This is a genomic window from Cupriavidus pinatubonensis, from assembly GCF_019602855.1.
In the GTDB taxonomy this organism is placed as follows: Bacteria; Pseudomonadota; Gammaproteobacteria; order Burkholderiales; family Burkholderiaceae; genus Cupriavidus; species Cupriavidus pinatubonensis.
Window position 1 is genome coordinate 647,884 of record NZ_CP080767.1, and the last position, 16,009, is coordinate 663,892.

The 16,009-nt window shown below is 65.5% G+C and carries 17 protein-coding genes; 9 read left to right on the forward strand and 8 right to left on the reverse strand.

The window, feature by feature from the left end; translation table 11 throughout:
- The first annotated feature begins 488 nt into the window (after positions 1–488).
- Genes K2O51_RS15510 through K2O51_RS15520 form a run of 3 tightly spaced genes read left to right on the forward strand, consistent with a single transcriptional unit; the run spans position 489 to position 1,425 of the window.
- Complete coding sequence (locus K2O51_RS15510) at positions 489–1,010, forward strand: BON domain-containing protein (RefSeq protein WP_011296792.1); 522 nt, start codon at positions 489–491, stop codon at positions 1,008–1,010.
- On the forward strand, positions 1,007–1,249 hold the full coding sequence (locus K2O51_RS15515) for a hypothetical protein (RefSeq protein WP_011296793.1): 243 nt from the start codon (positions 1,007–1,009) through the stop codon (positions 1,247–1,249). The genes K2O51_RS15510 and K2O51_RS15515 overlap by 4 nt, the downstream gene beginning before the upstream one ends.
- 26 nt (positions 1,250–1,275) lie before the next feature.
- On the forward strand, positions 1,276–1,425 hold the full coding sequence (locus tag K2O51_RS15520) for a hypothetical protein (RefSeq protein ID WP_220631313.1): 150 nt from the start codon (positions 1,276–1,278) through the stop codon (positions 1,423–1,425).
- A gap of 47 nt (positions 1,426–1,472) precedes the next feature.
- Here K2O51_RS15520 and K2O51_RS15525 read toward each other — a convergent pair whose 3' ends face one another.
- The 7 genes from K2O51_RS15525 to K2O51_RS15555 all read right to left on the reverse strand — a co-directional run bounded on the left by K2O51_RS15525 (position 1,473) and on the right by K2O51_RS15555 (position 7,001).
- Positions 1,473–2,342 (reverse strand): DUF72 domain-containing protein, encoded by an 870-nt coding sequence (locus K2O51_RS15525; RefSeq protein WP_011296794.1) that lies wholly within the window; start codon positions 2,340–2,342, stop codon positions 1,473–1,475.
- 22 nt (positions 2,343–2,364) lie between these two features.
- The gene (locus tag K2O51_RS15530) at positions 2,365–3,351 is read right to left on the reverse strand and encodes a chemotaxis protein CheB (RefSeq protein ID WP_140950569.1); all 987 of its coding nucleotides are present in this window, start codon (positions 3,349–3,351) and stop codon (positions 2,365–2,367) included.
- A 100-nt stretch (positions 3,352–3,451) separates the two neighbouring features.
- Positions 3,452–4,231 carry a CinA family protein gene (locus tag K2O51_RS35655; RefSeq protein ID WP_011296796.1) on the reverse strand — a complete coding sequence of 260 codons (780 nt, stop codon included), beginning with the start codon at positions 4,229–4,231 and terminating at the stop codon, positions 3,452–3,454.
- 81 nt (positions 4,232–4,312) lie between these two features.
- A complete protein-coding gene (locus tag K2O51_RS15540) occupies positions 4,313–4,537 on the reverse strand; it encodes a DUF2188 domain-containing protein (protein WP_011296797.1) in 225 nt (74 codons plus the stop codon).
- A gap of 202 nt (positions 4,538–4,739) precedes the next feature.
- Positions 4,740–5,759, reverse strand: coding sequence for an FUSC family protein (locus K2O51_RS15545; protein WP_220631314.1), 1,020 nt, complete (start codon positions 5,757–5,759; stop codon positions 4,740–4,742).
- Between the two features lie 63 nt (positions 5,760–5,822).
- Positions 5,823–6,116, reverse strand: coding sequence for a hypothetical protein (locus K2O51_RS15550; RefSeq protein WP_011296799.1), 294 nt, complete (start codon positions 6,114–6,116; stop codon positions 5,823–5,825).
- A 207-nt stretch (positions 6,117–6,323) separates the two neighbouring features.
- Positions 6,324–7,001: a DUF2076 domain-containing protein gene (locus tag K2O51_RS15555; protein ID WP_140950570.1), complete on the reverse strand. Its 678-nt coding sequence runs from the start codon at positions 6,999–7,001 to the stop codon at positions 6,324–6,326.
- Between the two features lie 206 nt (positions 7,002–7,207).
- Here K2O51_RS15555 and K2O51_RS15560 point away from each other — a divergent pair, with 206 nt between their 5' ends.
- The 3 genes from K2O51_RS15560 to fdxA all read left to right on the forward strand — a co-directional run bounded on the left by K2O51_RS15560 (position 7,208) and on the right by fdxA (position 9,730).
- Positions 7,208–8,248, forward strand: a complete 1,041-nt coding sequence (locus tag K2O51_RS15560; RefSeq protein ID WP_011296801.1) for a transporter — start codon at positions 7,208–7,210, stop codon at positions 8,246–8,248.
- Positions 8,249–8,375: 127 nt separating this feature from the next.
- Entirely contained in the window at positions 8,376–9,299 is a 924-nt protein-coding gene (ppk2, locus tag K2O51_RS15565; RefSeq protein WP_220631315.1) for a polyphosphate kinase 2, read from the forward strand.
- Between the two features lie 101 nt (positions 9,300–9,400).
- Positions 9,401–9,730: a ferredoxin FdxA gene (gene fdxA / locus K2O51_RS15570; protein WP_220631643.1), complete on the forward strand. Its 330-nt coding sequence runs from the start codon at positions 9,401–9,403 to the stop codon at positions 9,728–9,730.
- A 26-nt stretch (positions 9,731–9,756) separates the two neighbouring features.
- On the opposite strand, the gene K2O51_RS15575 is transcribed toward fdxA, so the two are convergent.
- Entirely contained in the window at positions 9,757–10,854 is a 1,098-nt protein-coding gene (locus K2O51_RS15575; protein ID WP_011296804.1) for a substrate-binding domain-containing protein, read from the reverse strand.
- Between the two features lie 148 nt (positions 10,855–11,002).
- On the opposite strand from K2O51_RS15575, the gene K2O51_RS15580 reads away from it, so the two are divergent.
- The 3 genes from K2O51_RS15580 to fdhF are packed head-to-tail and all read left to right on the forward strand — an operon-like array spanning position 11,003 to position 15,996.
- Positions 11,003–11,530 carry a formate dehydrogenase subunit gamma gene (locus tag K2O51_RS15580; RefSeq protein ID WP_220631316.1) on the forward strand — a complete coding sequence of 176 codons (528 nt, stop codon included), beginning with the start codon at positions 11,003–11,005 and terminating at the stop codon, positions 11,528–11,530.
- A complete protein-coding gene (locus K2O51_RS15585; protein WP_220631317.1) occupies positions 11,527–13,092 on the forward strand; it encodes a formate dehydrogenase beta subunit in 1,566 nt (521 codons plus the stop codon). The genes K2O51_RS15580 and K2O51_RS15585 overlap by 4 nt, the downstream gene beginning before the upstream one ends.
- 33 nt (positions 13,093–13,125) lie before the next feature.
- Complete coding sequence (fdhF, locus tag K2O51_RS15590) at positions 13,126–15,996, forward strand: formate dehydrogenase subunit alpha (RefSeq protein WP_140950574.1); 2,871 nt, start codon at positions 13,126–13,128, stop codon at positions 15,994–15,996.
- Positions 15,997–16,009 lie beyond the last annotated feature (13 nt).

The window sequence follows — 16,009 nt, forward strand, 5'->3', positions numbered from 1 at the left end:
TCGCACATGCTGGAAGCACCCGCCGTGCCACGCCTCCGCGTATTGGCACGTGAGCTTTGTCGGTTCTTGCTCGCAAGGCGTGTCCCAACACAACAACCACGGCCTCTGCACGATGCTGGCCCGGTGCACAAGCGACGGTGTCGCCTCGCACGCGCCTTGCGCGGCACAGTGGCCCGCGGCAACGCGCCAGGCGGCGCAGGAGGCAACTTACGTGTCCCTTTTCTTCAATGCCGACGAAAGAATTACTGTCCATGCGCACACGCAACGGACTCAGGACGGCGGATTGGCGCCATACAGCGACCGCTGCGCTTCTCGACTTCAACGAGCACGCGCGGCTCAGCTCCATGATTGCGACGGCCGTACAAGTTGCGATCGGGCCGCAGCGCAGGAGAGTGAATGGTGCTGCCGCGGCACCAGGGAATACCGCCTGGAACGATGGTTGCTCGTAGTCAGTCGATGAATGACTGTCGACGCCACGGAGTCCTGCCATGCCTGAATACAAGACGAGGTTGACCGACTATCGCTATGGCGGCCACAGTGCGGTGAGCGACGACCGCGGAAAGCCTGCGGCCGGCGACGTCCAGCCGACGAGCCATGACAACATGCCCACTCAGCCGTATGTGCCGTCCGGTGCCAACGAGCCCATGGGCGTCGAGCGCTACGGCATGTACGGTGTCGCGCCGGGCACCGTGTCGCCTGAGACTTCCGACGGGCTTAGGGTATTGCCAGCGCCCATGCCGGGACAATACGACGGCGATGGCGTGCGCACCGCGTTGCCGGCCAGCGAGGCAAGATTGCGCGAAAGGCTCGAGATGCAGCTGTCCGACATCGTGGATCCCGGGGTCGTGCAGGCCGATCTCCACGACGGTGTTTGCACATTGCGCGGCACCGTGCGCGACTTGGCGATGAAGCGGCGCGTTGAATTGGTAGCCGGCGACTGCCTGCCGGACTGCCTGATACGCAACGAGTTGCGCGCCGCGTCGGACCCCGCACCGGCGCGCGAATCATGAAATCCGTCATGTATCGCGGCACGACGATTACCGCCCATGCCGTGGAGGTCGGTGGCGGAAGTACCGGCTTCCAGTACCGCTATCGTGGGGAAATTCAGCGCATTGGCGGCGACAGTCCGCAGATATCGGAGTTCGAATCCCCGGTGGGCAAGTATTTCGCCAACGCCAGCGCGGCGCTGGAGCAGTGCCTGGTGGATGGGCGCGCGCTGGCGGACACGCTGGTGGCGGATTCAGCCTAGTCATGCCGGTCGCTCGAGGCATCGCCATGAAGCCGCATATACAAAAGTCTCACCGCATCTATCGGAAGGCGGACCCGCGCGGGCGCAGCCGCTTCTATGTCTCGCTGCTCGTCCTGCTGTGCATGGTGGGCTTCGTGTACTTGCTGGTCGTCGTGTCGCCGCGGCTGGCGTGGTAGCGCGCAGTACCGCCAACATTACATCGCTGCAGCCCCGGGCTTCAACGTCAGGCCGCGCCAAGCCGCTCACGCAGGCGCTGCGCGTCAAACGGGGCATGGACCTTCTGGTCGTTATCGAAATAGCAGTACACATCGCGGCGGACACGCGGTGCGGCCGCCTTGCCGAGGCGGCGCGCATCGGCCGGTTCGCCGCCAGCGGCCCAGGCGCGGACGCGCTGCGCCCAGCGGTCGAGCGCCTTGTCGGCATAGGCGCCGCTGTACAGCGCTTGCGCACCGTGCAGGCGGATGTAAATGAAATCGCTGGTCACGTCTTCGGCATACGGCCAGTCTGCAATGGCGTGCGAGACCACGAGCGCCGCGCGATGCCGGCGCAACATCGCCGGGAAGGCGTCGGTACAGAAGCTTTCGTGGCGAACTTCCACGGCGTGGCGCAGAGGGCGATCGCCGTGTGCGGCGAACCATGGCGACTTCACGCGCCCATCGTGCTGGCGGGCCAGCGCGCGCGCCGCGCCTGTGTCACTGGGCAGCAAGGACAGGAAGCGATCGAAGCGCTCGGCGTCGAACCGGTAGTTGGGAGGAAACTGCCACAGGAATGGTCCAAGCTTGTGGCGTAGCGCGAGCACGCCAGACGCGAAGAAGTTCGCCAATGCCGGTACGGCCTTTTCGTCTCGAAAGCGCAGCAGATGCGTGAGGTAGCGCGGGCCCTTGACGGCAAACACGAAATCATCGGGTACCGCATCGTGCCACGCGCGCCAGCTCTTGATCGATTGCAGCGAGTAATGCGAACCGTTGATCTCGATGCTTTCCACCTGGCGCGATGCGTATTCCAGCTCGCGGCGCTGCGCCAGCCCCTTCGGGTAGAACACGCCGCGCCAGCCTTCGTAGCGCCACCCGGAAATGCCGATGCGTACCGTCATGCCGGCGGGTACCGCGGCGTGGTCACTCGGCGATAGCGCCCTGCAGCACCTTTAGCAGGCGCTCGCACTGCTGGATGCGCGACAGCTCGATCTGATACGCGTCCCGGTTTCCATCGGACTTCGCGTGCGCGGCGCGGATGCGTGCCAGCGCAAGCGCTTCCTTCTGCGCTCGCACCGCGGTCCACATCGCGTGCTCGGTGGCCTTGTCCTCGGCCGCCGTGAGGGTCATGCCGCTGAACGCGTGGCCGGTATGGCAGCGGAAGCGCAGTGGATGCGTATCGCGCAGTTGCCACATCGCTCCGCCACATTCCGGGCACGTAATGGCCGCGCGTGCGGCGATGCTGTCCAGTTCCTCGAAGGCGCTGCCTGCAGGGTTGTCCGCGGTGGCGGCTTCGCTTCGCAGTGCTTGCATGTCTTTCTCCCGCTTTGGATCGAATTCGCCTTCGCCGCTTGCCTGAAGCAGCGCGACAATGGCATGGCCGAGTTCTGCCGGGCTCGCCATAAGGTCGGCGCCCGCAGCTTCCATGGCAGATTTCGGCATCGACGTTGCCTCTGCGTCGCGCGGGTTCTGGATCAGCGTGCGCCCGCCAAAGGCGCGTACGAAGGCCAGTCCGGCGGCACCGTCATCGAGATCGCCGCTGAGAATCACGCCGATCACCCGCGATCCGAGCGCAACGGCGGCGGACCGGAGCAGCGGATCGATCGCCGGCCGGCTGAAGTTCTCCTTGGCCCCATGCGAAAGGTGGATGGTGTCCGCCGTAATCAGCATGTGGTGATCGGGCGGCGCCACATAGATGTGCCCCGGTTTCCAGACGTCTCCGTGCTGCGGATACGAGGCCGGTAGCTTGCCCCATCGCGTGAGCAACGATGGCAGCTCCGACTTGTGCTTGCCTACGTGCAGCACGATGAAAACCGCGGCGTCGAGCGCTGCAGGCAATGCAGCCACTACGTCCCGCAACACGGTGAACGCGCCGCGTGAACCGCCGATTGTGACGACATTCCTGGTCATTGAAGCTCCCGCGATATTTATCCTTCATGCATCCGCCATGCCATGGCGGGTATCGCGGTCCCGGTCGATCTTCACGCCCGCGTCGTGCCTCCGTGCAGCGTCACTGGCTGGTCGCGTCCTCGTCGCCTTCGCCACCGTTGGCCTCATTGGCCGTCTTGTGGCTGCCGACCGGCTTGCCGGGGTCGGGCAATGCCATGTTTCCCGATGTCTCGTCGTCGACCAGGCCGTTGCCTTCGCCGGAGACTTTCACTTCAATGGTCTCAGGGGTTGGGGTTTGCGGGTTTTCGTCCGGCGCTGTTTGGCCGCGGGGGGTTCCACTGCTGGAAGTCATGATTGGCTCCTGCATATCGGTAAGGTTGGTCTTCGCATCGGGCGACTGGCTGGTAGAAGTTGCCAGCGCGTAGTAGTGCGGAATGCGCTGCAGAGCCCACGCAGAGGCAGCCTGGCGGATATCGGTGCGATTGCCGCGGAAGCGTCGTGTCTCGGTGAAGGTGTGCGCAAGTGCGGCGCGTCCGGGCAGCCGGATCAGCCAGGCGAAGCATTGCGTGCCCGGTGGCGTGCCGTCCGGCGCGCCGTCGTCGGCAACGCCGGTGTTGGCCACGGCGACATTGGCGTGGCTGATCGCCATCACGCCGTGCGCCATGGCCAGCGACACGGCTTCACTGGTCAGGCCGTGGCGTTCAATCAGCGCGGCGCTGACACCCAGGATCTGCTTCTTGGCCTCGGGCGAATAGGCGACGACCGCACACTGCAGTGTGCTGCCGCAGCCGGGAACATCGGCAATGTGCGAGGCAATGAGTCCGGCTGTGCACGACTCGGCCGTGGCAAGACGCAGACCCCGACGCTGCAGAAAGCGGGCGGTCTGCTCGATAGGATCCATCGCTTCCTCCGCTTGGCTGATCCGCTAACTGCTGCAAGGTTTGAGCCAGACACGGGCCGCGATGCGCCATGTCACACGCCTTCAGCCCCTGACATTGCGCGGATCATTGCCGAACGAACTGCGGCTGCGGATCTGCCCGTCCCGGCCGTGGATGAACAACTCGCTCTTGCGCTGCCTGGCCATCTCGGTGGCAACCGCAATGGCGTCTTCCTGCGTCGCAAACAGCTTGCGTCCGGACGGATGGCTTGCTTCCTCGACGGCCCAGCCTTCCTGTGCGGGAACGACATGCACGTCCATGGACTTCATTCCGGTACCTCCGGTTTGCTTGCACACCTTGAGTTATTGCTTGTGCGGCGCGCCGCAGCTATCAGCGCCAGTCTGACAAAGGCGTAGGCGGGATCCGTACAGCGCCGGAGGGGCGCGTCGGTGGAGGAACGATGTGTGCGACTCGGGACTCGGGACTTGCGGCGAGTGCGGTATCAGCAGGCCCCCGCACCGCACGTACCGCCTATCGCGCGTTGTATGGGAACCCGTGCCGTGCGCTCAGCCGGTCCAGCCGCGTGCGCATGCGGCTCAGGTCCGCGGCGAGCTGCCGGGCCATGAACGGGAGTGGGCCCGGCTGCGTGTTGATGTCGTTCTCGGCAGTATTCACGGATGAAGCAGGCGCGGGCGCCTGTCCTGTCTCCAGCGCCTCGGCCATCGCCAGCAGGGCGGGCTCGATGCCCGGGTCCTCGCCTTCGCGCAGACCGGTCTCCTGCTCGATCGCGGCCATGAGTTCGAGCGCGCTGATGCAGACGCGCGCGGCGTGCTGGATCTCTTCGAACTCTGACGACGGCACGCCCGTTTCCTTCGCTACCGAAGGGATCAGGCCGCGCAGCGGGATCAGCCGCGTGCCGAGGTCCAGCATCGCGGCGCGCTGTTCGGTGGCATCGGCAAAGCCGCTCTGCATCTTGCGGTGCACGGCCGCGCTCGCGCGCAGCAGCGCGGCCAGCCGGATGCGCCAGGAATACGAGGCATAGGCCGGCAGCGCAAACGAGAACACGAGAGCAATGGCCGTGCCGATGAACACATCGACCGTGCGCCACAGCGCGTCATAGACGTTCTGGTTGCCGTGGCCGGCCGTGACCACCACCGTGATCGCCGCGAGCAGCGCGATATAACCACCTTTGCCGATTGCGTGGTACGCGCAATAGCCGCAGATCGCGGCCATCAGTGCATAGGTCAGCAGCGGCGCGCCGAAATACGACTGCTGCAGGATCAGCGCAAGCCCGACCAGTGCACCGATCAGCGTGCCAACGCCGCGTTCCGCCGCGCGGCGCCGGATATTGCCGTGGTGCTGCAACCCGCCGATTACAACCAGCACGGTAATCGTGGCCCATTCGCCGTGCGGGATGTCGATACCCGTGGTGAGCGCGATCGATACCAGCAGCGCAAACGCGACGCGTATCGCGTGGAACAGCCTGGCCTGAAGGAAACGCCGGTTCGTATCGAACAGTACGTCGGTTGTCTTGCGCAGGATGTCGAGCATGATCGCGTGGCGGCAAGGGGGCGAATGCCCAGTGTACGTCACGTGATGGCCATCTAACTGCAATCAGCTCGCAACCTGGTTGGTCACCCACGCCTGATTGCGCCACGACACGATTTCGCTCGGCGGCGCAGCACCGCCGGGCGCGCCGCCCTTGCGATACGCCAGCGTGAACAGCACCAGCGAAGTGCGGCGCGACGAGTAGCGGTCGCGCAGCGGCATGCCGGATCTTGCCGGCCACCAGTGCGGCGGCAGTCTTCCGGCGCTGGCATAGGCCAGCCCGCAATGTCCCCAGCCGGCGGACGACAACTGCCACAGCCAGCGGAATCCTGCGATCGGAGAGCGGGAACGTGCGCGCATGCGAGTCCCTCCGGTGATGGGCGTCGGGCGCAATGTCGTATGCGGCAAGGCCGGCTTTGTCGCCATGCATGCCGGGCTGCCGCGCGCATGCGGAAAGAGGCAGGGCGCCTCGCGTCAGCGAAGGCGCTGCCTCAGATCCGTACCTGCCAACATAGCACCTGATGGCGGCTTAGCAAACCTTCACGGCCGCCGCACGCTGCGTGCGCGTCACACTAGCGATGAATCGTCATCCGAGAAGCCGACGTCGTCGAGCCCGCCGGACAGTCCGCCGTCGTCGAGAAAGCTGTCGGCCGTGCTGCCGGCACGTGACAAGGCGGGATCGTCGTTGCCGTAGTAGTTGTTGACGATGGTCGTGTCGGACGGGGCCAGGCTCGAACCCGACTGGCCGAAGAAGCCATTGCCGCTGCCGCTGTTATGGTGGAACAGGTTCTCGATGCCCTGGAACAGGAATGCCCCGCCCGCGACGCCGGCAGCCGTGGTCGCGATGCTGCCCAGCGTACTGCCGAGCCCGCCGCCCAGGAAGCCCGAACGCGCCGGTTGCACGGGCGCTGCCTGGGGCGGCACGGGCGCCGGTGCGGCCGGCATCGGCGTGGCACTGTTGCCCCATGCGTTCTGCGCGCTGATGAAGCTGCCATTGCTTGCGCCATAGCCCGCGTTGGACTGTGCTGCCGCAAGCTGTCCCTGCAGCGACGTGACCTGCGCCTGTGCCGCCGCGAGCGCATGATCGAGCAGCATGGCGCGCTGGACCAGCAGGTAGGCGGCATCGGGCTGGCGTGCCACAGCCTCGGCAATAAGCTGTTGCGCCTGCGGGTCCTTGGCGCCGGCACGGGCCTGCGTGAGCTGTGTCAGAAAGGCTTCGAGTGCCTGCAGTTCCTGCGGGGTCATGAGATCTCTCCTGTCCGGATGGTCCGGTGCTTGGGTATGGAGGGCAGTCTATTGGGGCAGACTTAAGCGAAACTTAAAGGCTCGCGAAGTCACGCGGCAGATGCGCACAAAAGCTGCGAACGCGCGAGCGCGGTCTGGCCGCCCCGTCACGCGGGCGTGGTAATGTCTCCGGTCAAGCAGACAGTACTGCGGCAACGAGGGCATGCATGCAACCTGGCATCGTCGAACCCGGCTATGGCTCCGATCCGGTGGGGCTGGTCAACGGCTATCTCTTTACTCCCGGCCAGCCTGCGCGTGAGATCGGTTCGGCCGATGCGCTCGAATGGCTCGCGCGTTCGCGCGCCGCGGAGCAGGGTGGCGTGGGCGGCGGCGAGGGCTTCCTGTGGCTGCATTTCAACCTGTCGCACAGTGCCTGCGAGCGCTGGATGAAGGCCCGCCTCGAATTGCCCGATGACTTCTTCGAGTCATTGCGCCAAGGCTCGCACTCCACGCGCATCGAGCGCCAGGACCCGGCGTTGCTCGCGGTGGTCAATGACGTGATCTACAACTTCGGGGTCTCGTCCAACGATATCTCGACGCTGTGGGCGTGCGCCGACCGCTGCCTGCTGGTCACGGCGCGCGCGAAGCCGCTGCGCTCGGTGGACAAGCTGCGCGCCGCGGTGCGTCGCGGCGAAGGCTTTCGCTCGCCGCTGGACCTGCTGGTGCACCTGCTGCGCGACCAGGCCGATGTGCTGGTGCAGATCGTGCGAGAGACCGGCATCGGCGTGGACCGCATCGAAGACCAGTTGCTCGCGCAGCGGCTGCAGGCCAACCGAGCCGATCTTGGCGCCATGCGGCGCGGCCTGGTGCGGCTGCAGCGCCTTCTGGCGCCGGAGCCGGGCGCGATGTTCCGGCTGCTGAACCGCCCTCCGGCGTGGATCCGTGACGACGACCTGCAGGAACTGCGCGAAGCGACAGAAGAATTTTCGCTGGTGCTCAACGACCTTGCGGCCATGGTGGAACGCATCAAGCTGCTGCAGGAAGAGATCGCAGCCAAGCTCAACGAGCAGACCAACCGCACCCTGTTCACGCTGACGCTGGTCACCGTGCTGGCGTTGCCGATCAATATCGTCGCGGGCTTTTTCGGCATGAACGTCGGCGGTATTCCGCTGGCCGAACACCCGCACGGCTTCTGGATTCTGGTGGCACTCGTTGCCACGTTCACGGTGCTGGCCGGGCGCTGGGCATTCCGCAAGGAGGGGCCTTAGCAGCCTCGGATTGAGGGCTCATGGGCTTCACGCGAATGCCACATTGCTGCGCTAGCATCGCCACCCGGAGGGTCTGTGCCGAACCTTCCGGAACCGTACCACGCGGCCCAAGCATGCGGAGCGAGCCATGACAGACCACGAAGAAGCGCTGATCCGGCGCATCCACCGCGAGGTGGCGGACAACTACGACGAAGAACTCGAACTGGAGCTCGAAGACCGCGAGTTCGTGCTGGGGCCCGACGGCCACGCAATGCTCGTCGAGGACGGCCCCGACGAGCGGGCACATCGGCACCACTACTTCCACGAGTTGTTCCGCTTGCAGGGCGAACTGGTCAAGCTGCAGAGCTGGGTCGTCAGCACGGGGCACAAGCTGGTGGTGCTGTTCGAAGGGCGCGACGCGGCCGGCAAAGGCGGCGTGATCAAGCGTATCTCGCAGCGGCTGAACCCGCGCGTCTGCCGCGTGGCCGCGCTGCCCGCGCCCAACGACCGCGAGCGCACGCAGTGGTATTTCCAGCGCTATGTGTCGCACTTGCCCGCCGCAGGCGAGATCGTGCTGTTCGACCGCAGCTGGTACAACCGCGCCGGCGTCGAGCGCGTCATGGGTTTCTGCAACGACGACCAGTACGAGGAATTCTTCCGCTCCGTGCCGGAGTTCGAACGCATGCTGGTGCGCTCGGGTATTCAGGTCATCAAGTACTGGTTCTCGATTTCCGACGACGAACAGCATCTGCGCTTCCTGAGCCGCATCCATGATCCGCTCAAGCAGTGGAAGCTCAGTCCGATGGATCTGGAGTCGCGCCGGCGCTGGGAAGACTACACGCGCGCCAAGGAGATCATGCTGGAACGCACGCATATCCCCGAGGCACCGTGGTGGGTGGTGCAGGCCGTGGACAAGAAGCGCGCGCGCCTGAACTGTATCGACCACCTGCTGCGACAAGTTCGCTATACAGATGTGGAGAGCTCGTCCGTCGTGCTGCCCAAGCGCGAGCGGCATGCCGATTACGTGCGCATGCCGGTGCCGCAGGACATGATCGTGCCGGAGATCTACTGAGCGGCTTGAAGCAATTTGAACGACTCGGACAGTGGGCGCCATCCCTCGTGCCGTGGCGGCGCGCTAGCATGGCGGAGTTTGCTGTCCGCTGTTCGCCCCCGATGACCTTTGTCGTAACGGATGCCTGCATCCAGTGCCGCCACACCGATTGCGTGGAAGTCTGCCCCATGTCGTGCTTCCACGAAGGACCCAACTTCCTTGCCATCGATCCTGACCAGTGCATCGACTGTTCGATGTGCGTGCCGCTGTGCCCGGTGGGCGCCATCTACTCCGAGCATGACTTGCCGGAAGACCAGCGCCATTTCGTGGCGATCAACGCCGAACTTGCGCGCCGCCCTGACTGGCTGCCGTTGCGGAAGGCCAAGGGGCCGCTGCCCGACCATGCCGACTGGGCCGATCATCCCGACCGGCTTTCGCTGCTGATCCGCTAAGACAGCGATAGAGCCGGATATTCCGCTCAGCGTTTCCCGGCCCGGTATTCCGGAAATGCCTCCGCCAAGGTCAGAACCGTCCCGGTCAGGCTGCCGTCATAACCGGGCAGCGCATCGACGCGCTGGCGGAAGGTCTCGCTCGTGAGCGCACCCACGGCGCCGGCCAGCGCCTGGCTGGCCAGCATCTTCTTTTCGATGGCGAAGAAGTATCGCTCCTTCAGCACCGGCACGAATTCCAGCCCGAAACGCCGCGCGGCGGTTTCTACACCAAAACCCACATCCGCCATGCCGCTGCCGATATAGGCCGCTACCGCTGCGTGGGTGAACTCGCCGTTGTTGTAGCCCTCGATCCGGGCGGGGTCGATGCCGCGCGCTTCCAGGATCAGGTCCAGCAGCAGCCGGGTGCCGGAGCCGACCTGGCGGTTGACGAAGCGCACTTCACGCCGCGTCAGGTCTTCGAGCGTCTGTACGCCGAGCGGATTGCCCATGCGCACGAACAACCCCTGGCTGCGCACCGCAAGGTGGATCAGGCAGTGCGTGTCCGGTTTGAGCCACGTGGTGAAGTGCCGGACCATGCCGTGCTCGAACTCGCCGACCGGCACATGAAAGCCCGCGATATCGCAGGCGCCTTCGGCCAGCGCGGCCACCGCTTCGACGCTGCCGCAGTACTTCAGGTCGTGCCGCACCTGCTGCTCATCGAGGAAATCGCGCAACGCCGCCACGGCGAAACCATGGCTGGCGTGCAGGCGCACCGTCGGATCGGTGCGATCCATCAGCTTCTTCAGTTCGATCTCCAGCTCCGACGCCAGGCTGTCCAGCGTCGGCGACAGCCGTGCGCCGATGCGCTTGCTGGCCCACACGAGCTGCTGAGCGAGCGGCGTGAGCGCGCTGCCGCGCCCGCGTGTCTTGGCGATCAGCGGGCCGCCGAACAGCGATTCGGCATCGCGCAGGATGCCCCACGCGTAGCGGTAAGACAACGCGACGGCCTCCGCGGACTGGCTGATGCTGCCGGAGGCCTCGATATGGCCCAGCAGCGCCACCAGGCGCGACACGTCCAGCGGCTCGGCAGCCGGGTGGTCATCGTCCCGGATCTGCAGATGGGGGGAGATCGAGATGCGGATCATATGAACAAAATAGCTTATTGAATCAGTCCAAACAGTTATTTATAGTCGCTGCAACGGCCATAAAGCCGTGGTTATACCCCGGTAAATAGGAAAAAAATAGCATATAAACGGTCGCCCTGCAGAGGGCGCGGCCCCCACAGGAGACGCCATGCCAGATACCGCCACTTCCGCTCCGGCGCCGGCCGACGCGGCCCGCACAGCGGCCATCGCCGCGATCGTGGCGGCGCGCCAGGATATGCCGGGCGCCTTGCTGCCCATCCTGCACGAAATCCAGGACACCCACGGCTACATCCCCGACACGGCCGTGCCGGTCATCGCCAAGGCGCTGAACCTGTCACGTGCCGAGGTGCATGGCGTGATCACGTTCTACCACCATTTCCGCCAGCAGCCGGCCGGCCGCCACGTGGTGCAGGTCTGCCGTGCCGAGGCCTGCCAGTCGGTCGGCGCCGAGGCGCTGGCCGAGCACGCGAAGCGCGCACTCGGTTGCGACTTCCATGAAACCACCGCCGACGGTGCCGTCACGCTGGAGCCGGTCTATTGCCTCGGCCAGTGCGCCTGCGGCCCGGCCGTGATGATGGGCGAGCAACTGCACGGCTATGTCGACGCAAAGCGCTTCGACGTGCTGGTGCGCAAGCTGCGCGCCGACCAGACCGCCAACGAGGAGGCCCAGGCATGAGCGCCGCTGTCACCACCATCTTCGTCCCGCGCGACTCCACCGCGCTGGCACTCGGCGCCGACGACGTGGCGCGCGCGATAGCACGTGAAGCCGCTGCGCGTGGCGAGTCGGTGCGCATCGTGCGCAACGGTTCGCGCGGCATGTTCTGGCTGGAGCCGCTGGTCGAAGTGCAGACGGAAGCAGGCCGCGTGGCCTACGGCCCGGTCAGCGGCGACGATGTGCCGGGTCTGTTCGATGCCGGCTTGCTGCAAGGCGCGGAGCACGCACTCGCGCATGGCCTGACCGACGAGATTCCTTTCCTCAAGCGCCAGGAACGCCTGACGTTCGCGCGTGTCGGCATCACCGATCCGCTGTCGCTCGACGACTACCGCGCGCATGAAGGCTATGCCGGCCTCGAACGCGCGCTGGCGATGGAGCCTGCCGCGATCGTGCAGGAAGTGACCGACTCCGGCCTGCGTGGCCGTGGCGGCGCGGCGTTTCCCACCGGCATTAAGTGGAAGACCGTGCTCGGCGCGAAGTCCGCGGTCAAGTACATCGTCTGCAATGCCGACGAAGGCGATTCGGGCACGTTCTCCGACCGCATGGTGATGGAAGACGACCCGTTCGTGCTGATCGAGGGCATGACCATCGCCGGTCTCGCGGTCGGTGCGGAGTACGGCTATATCTACTGCCGTTCCGAATACCCGCATGCGATTGCCGTGCTGAATGCAGCCATTGCTACGGCAACGGCCGCCGGCTGGCTCGGCGACGACATCCGCGGCAGCGGCAAGCGCTTCCACCTGGAAGTGCGCAAGGGCGCCGGCGCCTATGTGTGCGGCGAGGAAACCGCGCTGCTCGAAAGCCTGGAAGGTAAACGTGGCGTGGTGCGCGCCAAGCCGCCGCTCCCGGCGCTGGAGGGCCTGTTTGGCAAGCCCACCGTCATCAACAACGTGATTTCGCTCGCGACGGTGCCCGTCATCCTCGCGCGCGGCGCGCAGCACTACCGAGACTTCGGCATGGGTCGTTCACGCGGCACGCTGCCGTTCCAGCTCGCCGGCAATATCAAGCAAGGTGGTCTGGTCGAAAAGGCATTCGGCGTGACGCTGCGTGAACTGCTCTACGACTACGGCGGTGGCACGCGCAGCGGCCGCGCCGTACGCGCGGTGCAGGTGGGCGGCCCGCTCGGCGCCTATCTGCCCGAAGCGCGCTTCGATGTGCCGATGGACTACGAAGCCTATGCGGCATTCGGTGGTGTAGTCGGCCACGGCGGCATCGTGGTGTTCGACGAGACTGTCGACATGGCGAAGCAGGCACGCTACGCGATGGAGTTCTGCGCGATCGAATCATGCGGTAAGTGCACGCCGTGCCGGATCGGCTCCACGCGCGGCGTGGAAGTCATGGACCGGATCATCGCCGGCAACGAGCCGGTCAAGCATGTGAAGCTGGTGCGCGACCTGTGCGACACCATGCTCAACGGCTCGCTCTGCGCCATGGGCGGTATGACGCCGTACCCGGTGCTGTCCGCACTCAACGAATTCCCCGAGGACTTCGGCCTCGCCTCCAACCCAGCCAAGGCGGCCTGAGCCTGCGCCAGAACAGAACTACGGGAGACAACCATGGATTGCCGCGATGTGATTGACTTCGGCACCCCCGCCAGCGAATCGACCGAAATGGTCACCCTCGAGATCGATGGCGTCAGCGTCACCGTGCCGGCTGGCACGTCGGTGATGCGCGCCGCGATGGAGGCGGAGGTCAGCGTGCCCAAGCTGTGCGCGACCGACAGCCTGAAGTCGTTCGGCTCGTGCCGCCTGTGCCTGGTCGAGATCGAAGGGCGCCGCGGCTATCCGGCCTCGTGCACGACGCCGGTGGAAGCCGGCATGAAGGTCAAGACGCAGAGCGACAAGCTGTCCGACCTGCGCCGCGGCGTGATGGAGCTGTACATCTCCGACCACCCGCTCGATTGCCTGACTTGCCCGACCAATGGCAACTGCGAGCTGCAGGACATGGCTGGCGAAGTGGGCCTGCGTGAAGTGCGCTACAACGACGGCGGCCCGATCGCCACGCACACCGACATGAAGAAGGATGAGTCCAATCCTTACTTCACCTACGATCCGTCCAAGTGCATCGTCTGCAACCGCTGCGTGCGCGCATGCGAGGAAACGCAAGGCACGTTCGCGCTGACGATCTCGGGCCGCGGCTTCGACTCGCGCGTGTCGCCGGGCACCAGCCAGTCGTTCATGGAATCGGATTGCGTGTCGTGCGGCGCCTGCGTGCAGGCTTGCCCGACCGCGACGCTGACCGAGACTTCCGTCATCAAGCTGGGCCAGGCGCCGCGCAGCGTCGTCACGACGTGCGCTTACTGCGGCGTCGGCTGCTCGTTCAAGGCCGAGATGAAGGGCAACGAAGTCGTGCGCATGGTGCCGTACAAGGACGGCAAGGCCAACGAAGGCCACGCGTGCGTGAAGGGCCGCTTCGCCTGGGGTTACGCCACGCACCAGGACCGCATCCTCAAGCCGATGATCCGCGCGAAGATCACCGATCCGTGGCGCGAAGTGTCGTGGGAAGAGGCCATCAACTACGCGGCTTCGGAATTCAAGCGCATCCAGGCCAAGCATGGCAAGGATTCGATCGGCGGCATCGTGTCGTCGCGCTGCACGAACGAGGAAGGCTACCTCGTGCAGAAGCTTGTGCGCGCCGCATTCGGCAACAACAACGTCGACACCTGCGCACGGGTCTGCCATTCGCCGACCGGTTACGGTCTGAAGCAGACGCTCGGTGAATCGGCCGGCACGCAGACCTTCAAGTCGGTCGAGAAGTCCGACGTGATCATGGTGATCGGCGCTAACCCGACCGACGGCCACCCGGTGTTCGCCTCGCGCATGAAGAAGCGCCTGCGTGCCGGTGCGAAGCTGATCGTCGCTGACCCGCGCAAAATCGACCTGGTCGATTCGCCGCATATCCGCGCCGACTTCCACCTGCAACTGCGTCCGGGCACCAACGTCGCGCTGGTGACGTCGATGGCCCACGTGATCGTGACCGAAGGCCTGCTTGCCGACGAGTTCATCGCCGAGCGTTGCGAAGACCGCGCGTTCCAGCAATGGCGCGACTTCGTCTCGCAGCCCGAGAACTCGCCCGAAGCCATGGCCGAAGTGACCGGCGTGCCGGCCGACACGCTGCGCGGCGCCGCGCGTCTCTACGCCACCGGCGGCAACGCGGCCATCTACTACGGCCTCGGCGTGACCGAGCATGCACAGGGCTCGACCACGGTGATGGGCATCGCCAACCTCGCCATGGCCACCGGAAACGTCGGCCGCGAAGGCGTGGGCGTGAACCCGCTGCGCGGCCAGAACAACGTGCAGGGTTCGTGCGATATGGGCTCGTTCCCGCATGAACTGCCGGGCTATCGCCACGTGTCGGACTCGACCGTGCGCGCGCTGTTCGAATCGGCATGGAACGTGGAGATCAGCCCGGAGCCGGGCCTGCGCATCCCGAACATGTTCGAAGCCGCGCTCGGCGGCAGCTTCATGGGCATGTACTGCCAGGGCGAGGACATCGTCCAGTCCGACCCGAACACGCAGCACGTGGCCGAAGCACTGTCGTCGATGGAATGCATCGTGGTGCAGGACATCTTCCTGAACGAAACCGCCAAGTACGCGCACGTGTTCCTGCCGGGTTCGTCGTTCCTGGAGAAGGACGGCACCTTCACCAACGCGGAACGCCGCATCTCGCGCGTGCGCAAGGTGATGCCGCCCAAGGCCGGCTACGCAGACTGGGAAGCGACCATCCTGCTGGCGAATGCGCTCGGCTACCCGATGAATTACAAGAACCCGTCCGAGATCATGGACGAGATCGCGCGCCTGACACCGACGTTCCACGGCGTGAGCTACAAGCGCCTCGACGAACTGGGCAGCATCCAGTGGCCGTGCAACGAAGACGCGCCTGAAGGAACGCCGACCATGCACATCGACCGCTTCGTGCGCGGCAAGGGCAAGTTCATCATCACCAAGTACGTGCCGACCACCGAGAAGATCACGCGTGCCTACCCGCTGATCCTGACCACGGGCCGCATTCTGTCGCAGTACAACGTGGGCGCGCAGACACGCCGCACCGAGAACGTCCACTGGCACGACGAGGATCGGCTCGAGCTCCATCCGCATGATGCCGAGGAGCGCGGCATCAAGGACGGCGACTGGGTCGGCGTGCAGAGCCGGGCAGGGGAGACCGTACTGCGCGCGATTGTCAGCGAGCGCATGCAGCCGGGCGTGGTCTACACGACCTTCCACTTCCCGGAATCGGGCGCCAACGTGATCACGACCGACAACTCCGACTGGGCCACCAACTGCCCCGAGTACAAGGTGACCGCGGTGCAGGTGATGCCGGTGGCGCAACCTTCGGAATGGCAGAAGCAATATCAGGCGTTCAACGCGCAGCAGCTTCAGCTGCTCGAAGCGGCGAGCACCGATTCGGCCCAGGCCGCGGTGGGCTGACAGGAGGATCGCA

Excerpts from the sequence above, each read along its gene's own strand:
- K2O51_RS15530 (WP_140950569.1), bottom strand. The coding sequence starts at position 3,351 with ATGACCAGGAATGTCGTCACAATCGGCGGTTCACGCGGCGCGTTCACC.
- K2O51_RS15560 (WP_011296801.1), top strand. The coding sequence starts at position 7,208 with ATGCAACCTGGCATCGTCGAACCCGGCTATGGCTCCGATCCGGTGGGG.
- K2O51_RS15540 (WP_011296797.1), bottom strand. The coding sequence starts at position 4,537 with ATGAAGTCCATGGACGTGCATGTCGTTCCCGCACAGGAAGGCTGGGCC.
- K2O51_RS15510 (WP_011296792.1), top strand. The coding sequence starts at position 489 with ATGCCTGAATACAAGACGAGGTTGACCGACTATCGCTATGGCGGCCAC.
- K2O51_RS15545 (WP_220631314.1), bottom strand. The coding sequence starts at position 5,759 with ATGCTCGACATCCTGCGCAAGACAACCGACGTACTGTTCGATACGAAC.
- K2O51_RS15580 (WP_220631316.1), top strand. The coding sequence starts at position 11,003 with ATGCCAGATACCGCCACTTCCGCTCCGGCGCCGGCCGACGCGGCCCGC.
- K2O51_RS15575 (WP_011296804.1), bottom strand. The coding sequence starts at position 10,854 with ATGATCCGCATCTCGATCTCCCCCCATCTGCAGATCCGGGACGATGAC.
- K2O51_RS15585 (WP_220631317.1), top strand. The coding sequence starts at position 11,527 with ATGAGCGCCGCTGTCACCACCATCTTCGTCCCGCGCGACTCCACCGCG.
- K2O51_RS15520 (WP_220631313.1), top strand. The coding sequence starts at position 1,276 with ATGAAGCCGCATATACAAAAGTCTCACCGCATCTATCGGAAGGCGGAC.
- K2O51_RS15550 (WP_011296799.1), bottom strand. The coding sequence starts at position 6,116 with ATGCGCGCACGTTCCCGCTCTCCGATCGCAGGATTCCGCTGGCTGTGG.
- K2O51_RS15525 (WP_011296794.1), bottom strand. The coding sequence starts at position 2,342 with ATGACGGTACGCATCGGCATTTCCGGGTGGCGCTACGAAGGCTGGCGC.
- K2O51_RS35655 (WP_011296796.1), bottom strand. The coding sequence starts at position 4,231 with ATGGATCCTATCGAGCAGACCGCCCGCTTTCTGCAGCGTCGGGGTCTG.
- K2O51_RS15555 (WP_140950570.1), bottom strand. The coding sequence starts at position 7,001 with ATGACCCCGCAGGAACTGCAGGCACTCGAAGCCTTTCTGACACAGCTC.
- K2O51_RS15515 (WP_011296793.1), top strand. The coding sequence starts at position 1,007 with ATGAAATCCGTCATGTATCGCGGCACGACGATTACCGCCCATGCCGTG.
- fdxA (WP_220631643.1), top strand. The coding sequence starts at position 9,401 with ATGACCTTTGTCGTAACGGATGCCTGCATCCAGTGCCGCCACACCGAT.
- ppk2 (WP_220631315.1), top strand. The coding sequence starts at position 8,376 with ATGACAGACCACGAAGAAGCGCTGATCCGGCGCATCCACCGCGAGGTG.
- fdhF (WP_140950574.1), top strand. The coding sequence starts at position 13,126 with ATGGATTGCCGCGATGTGATTGACTTCGGCACCCCCGCCAGCGAATCG.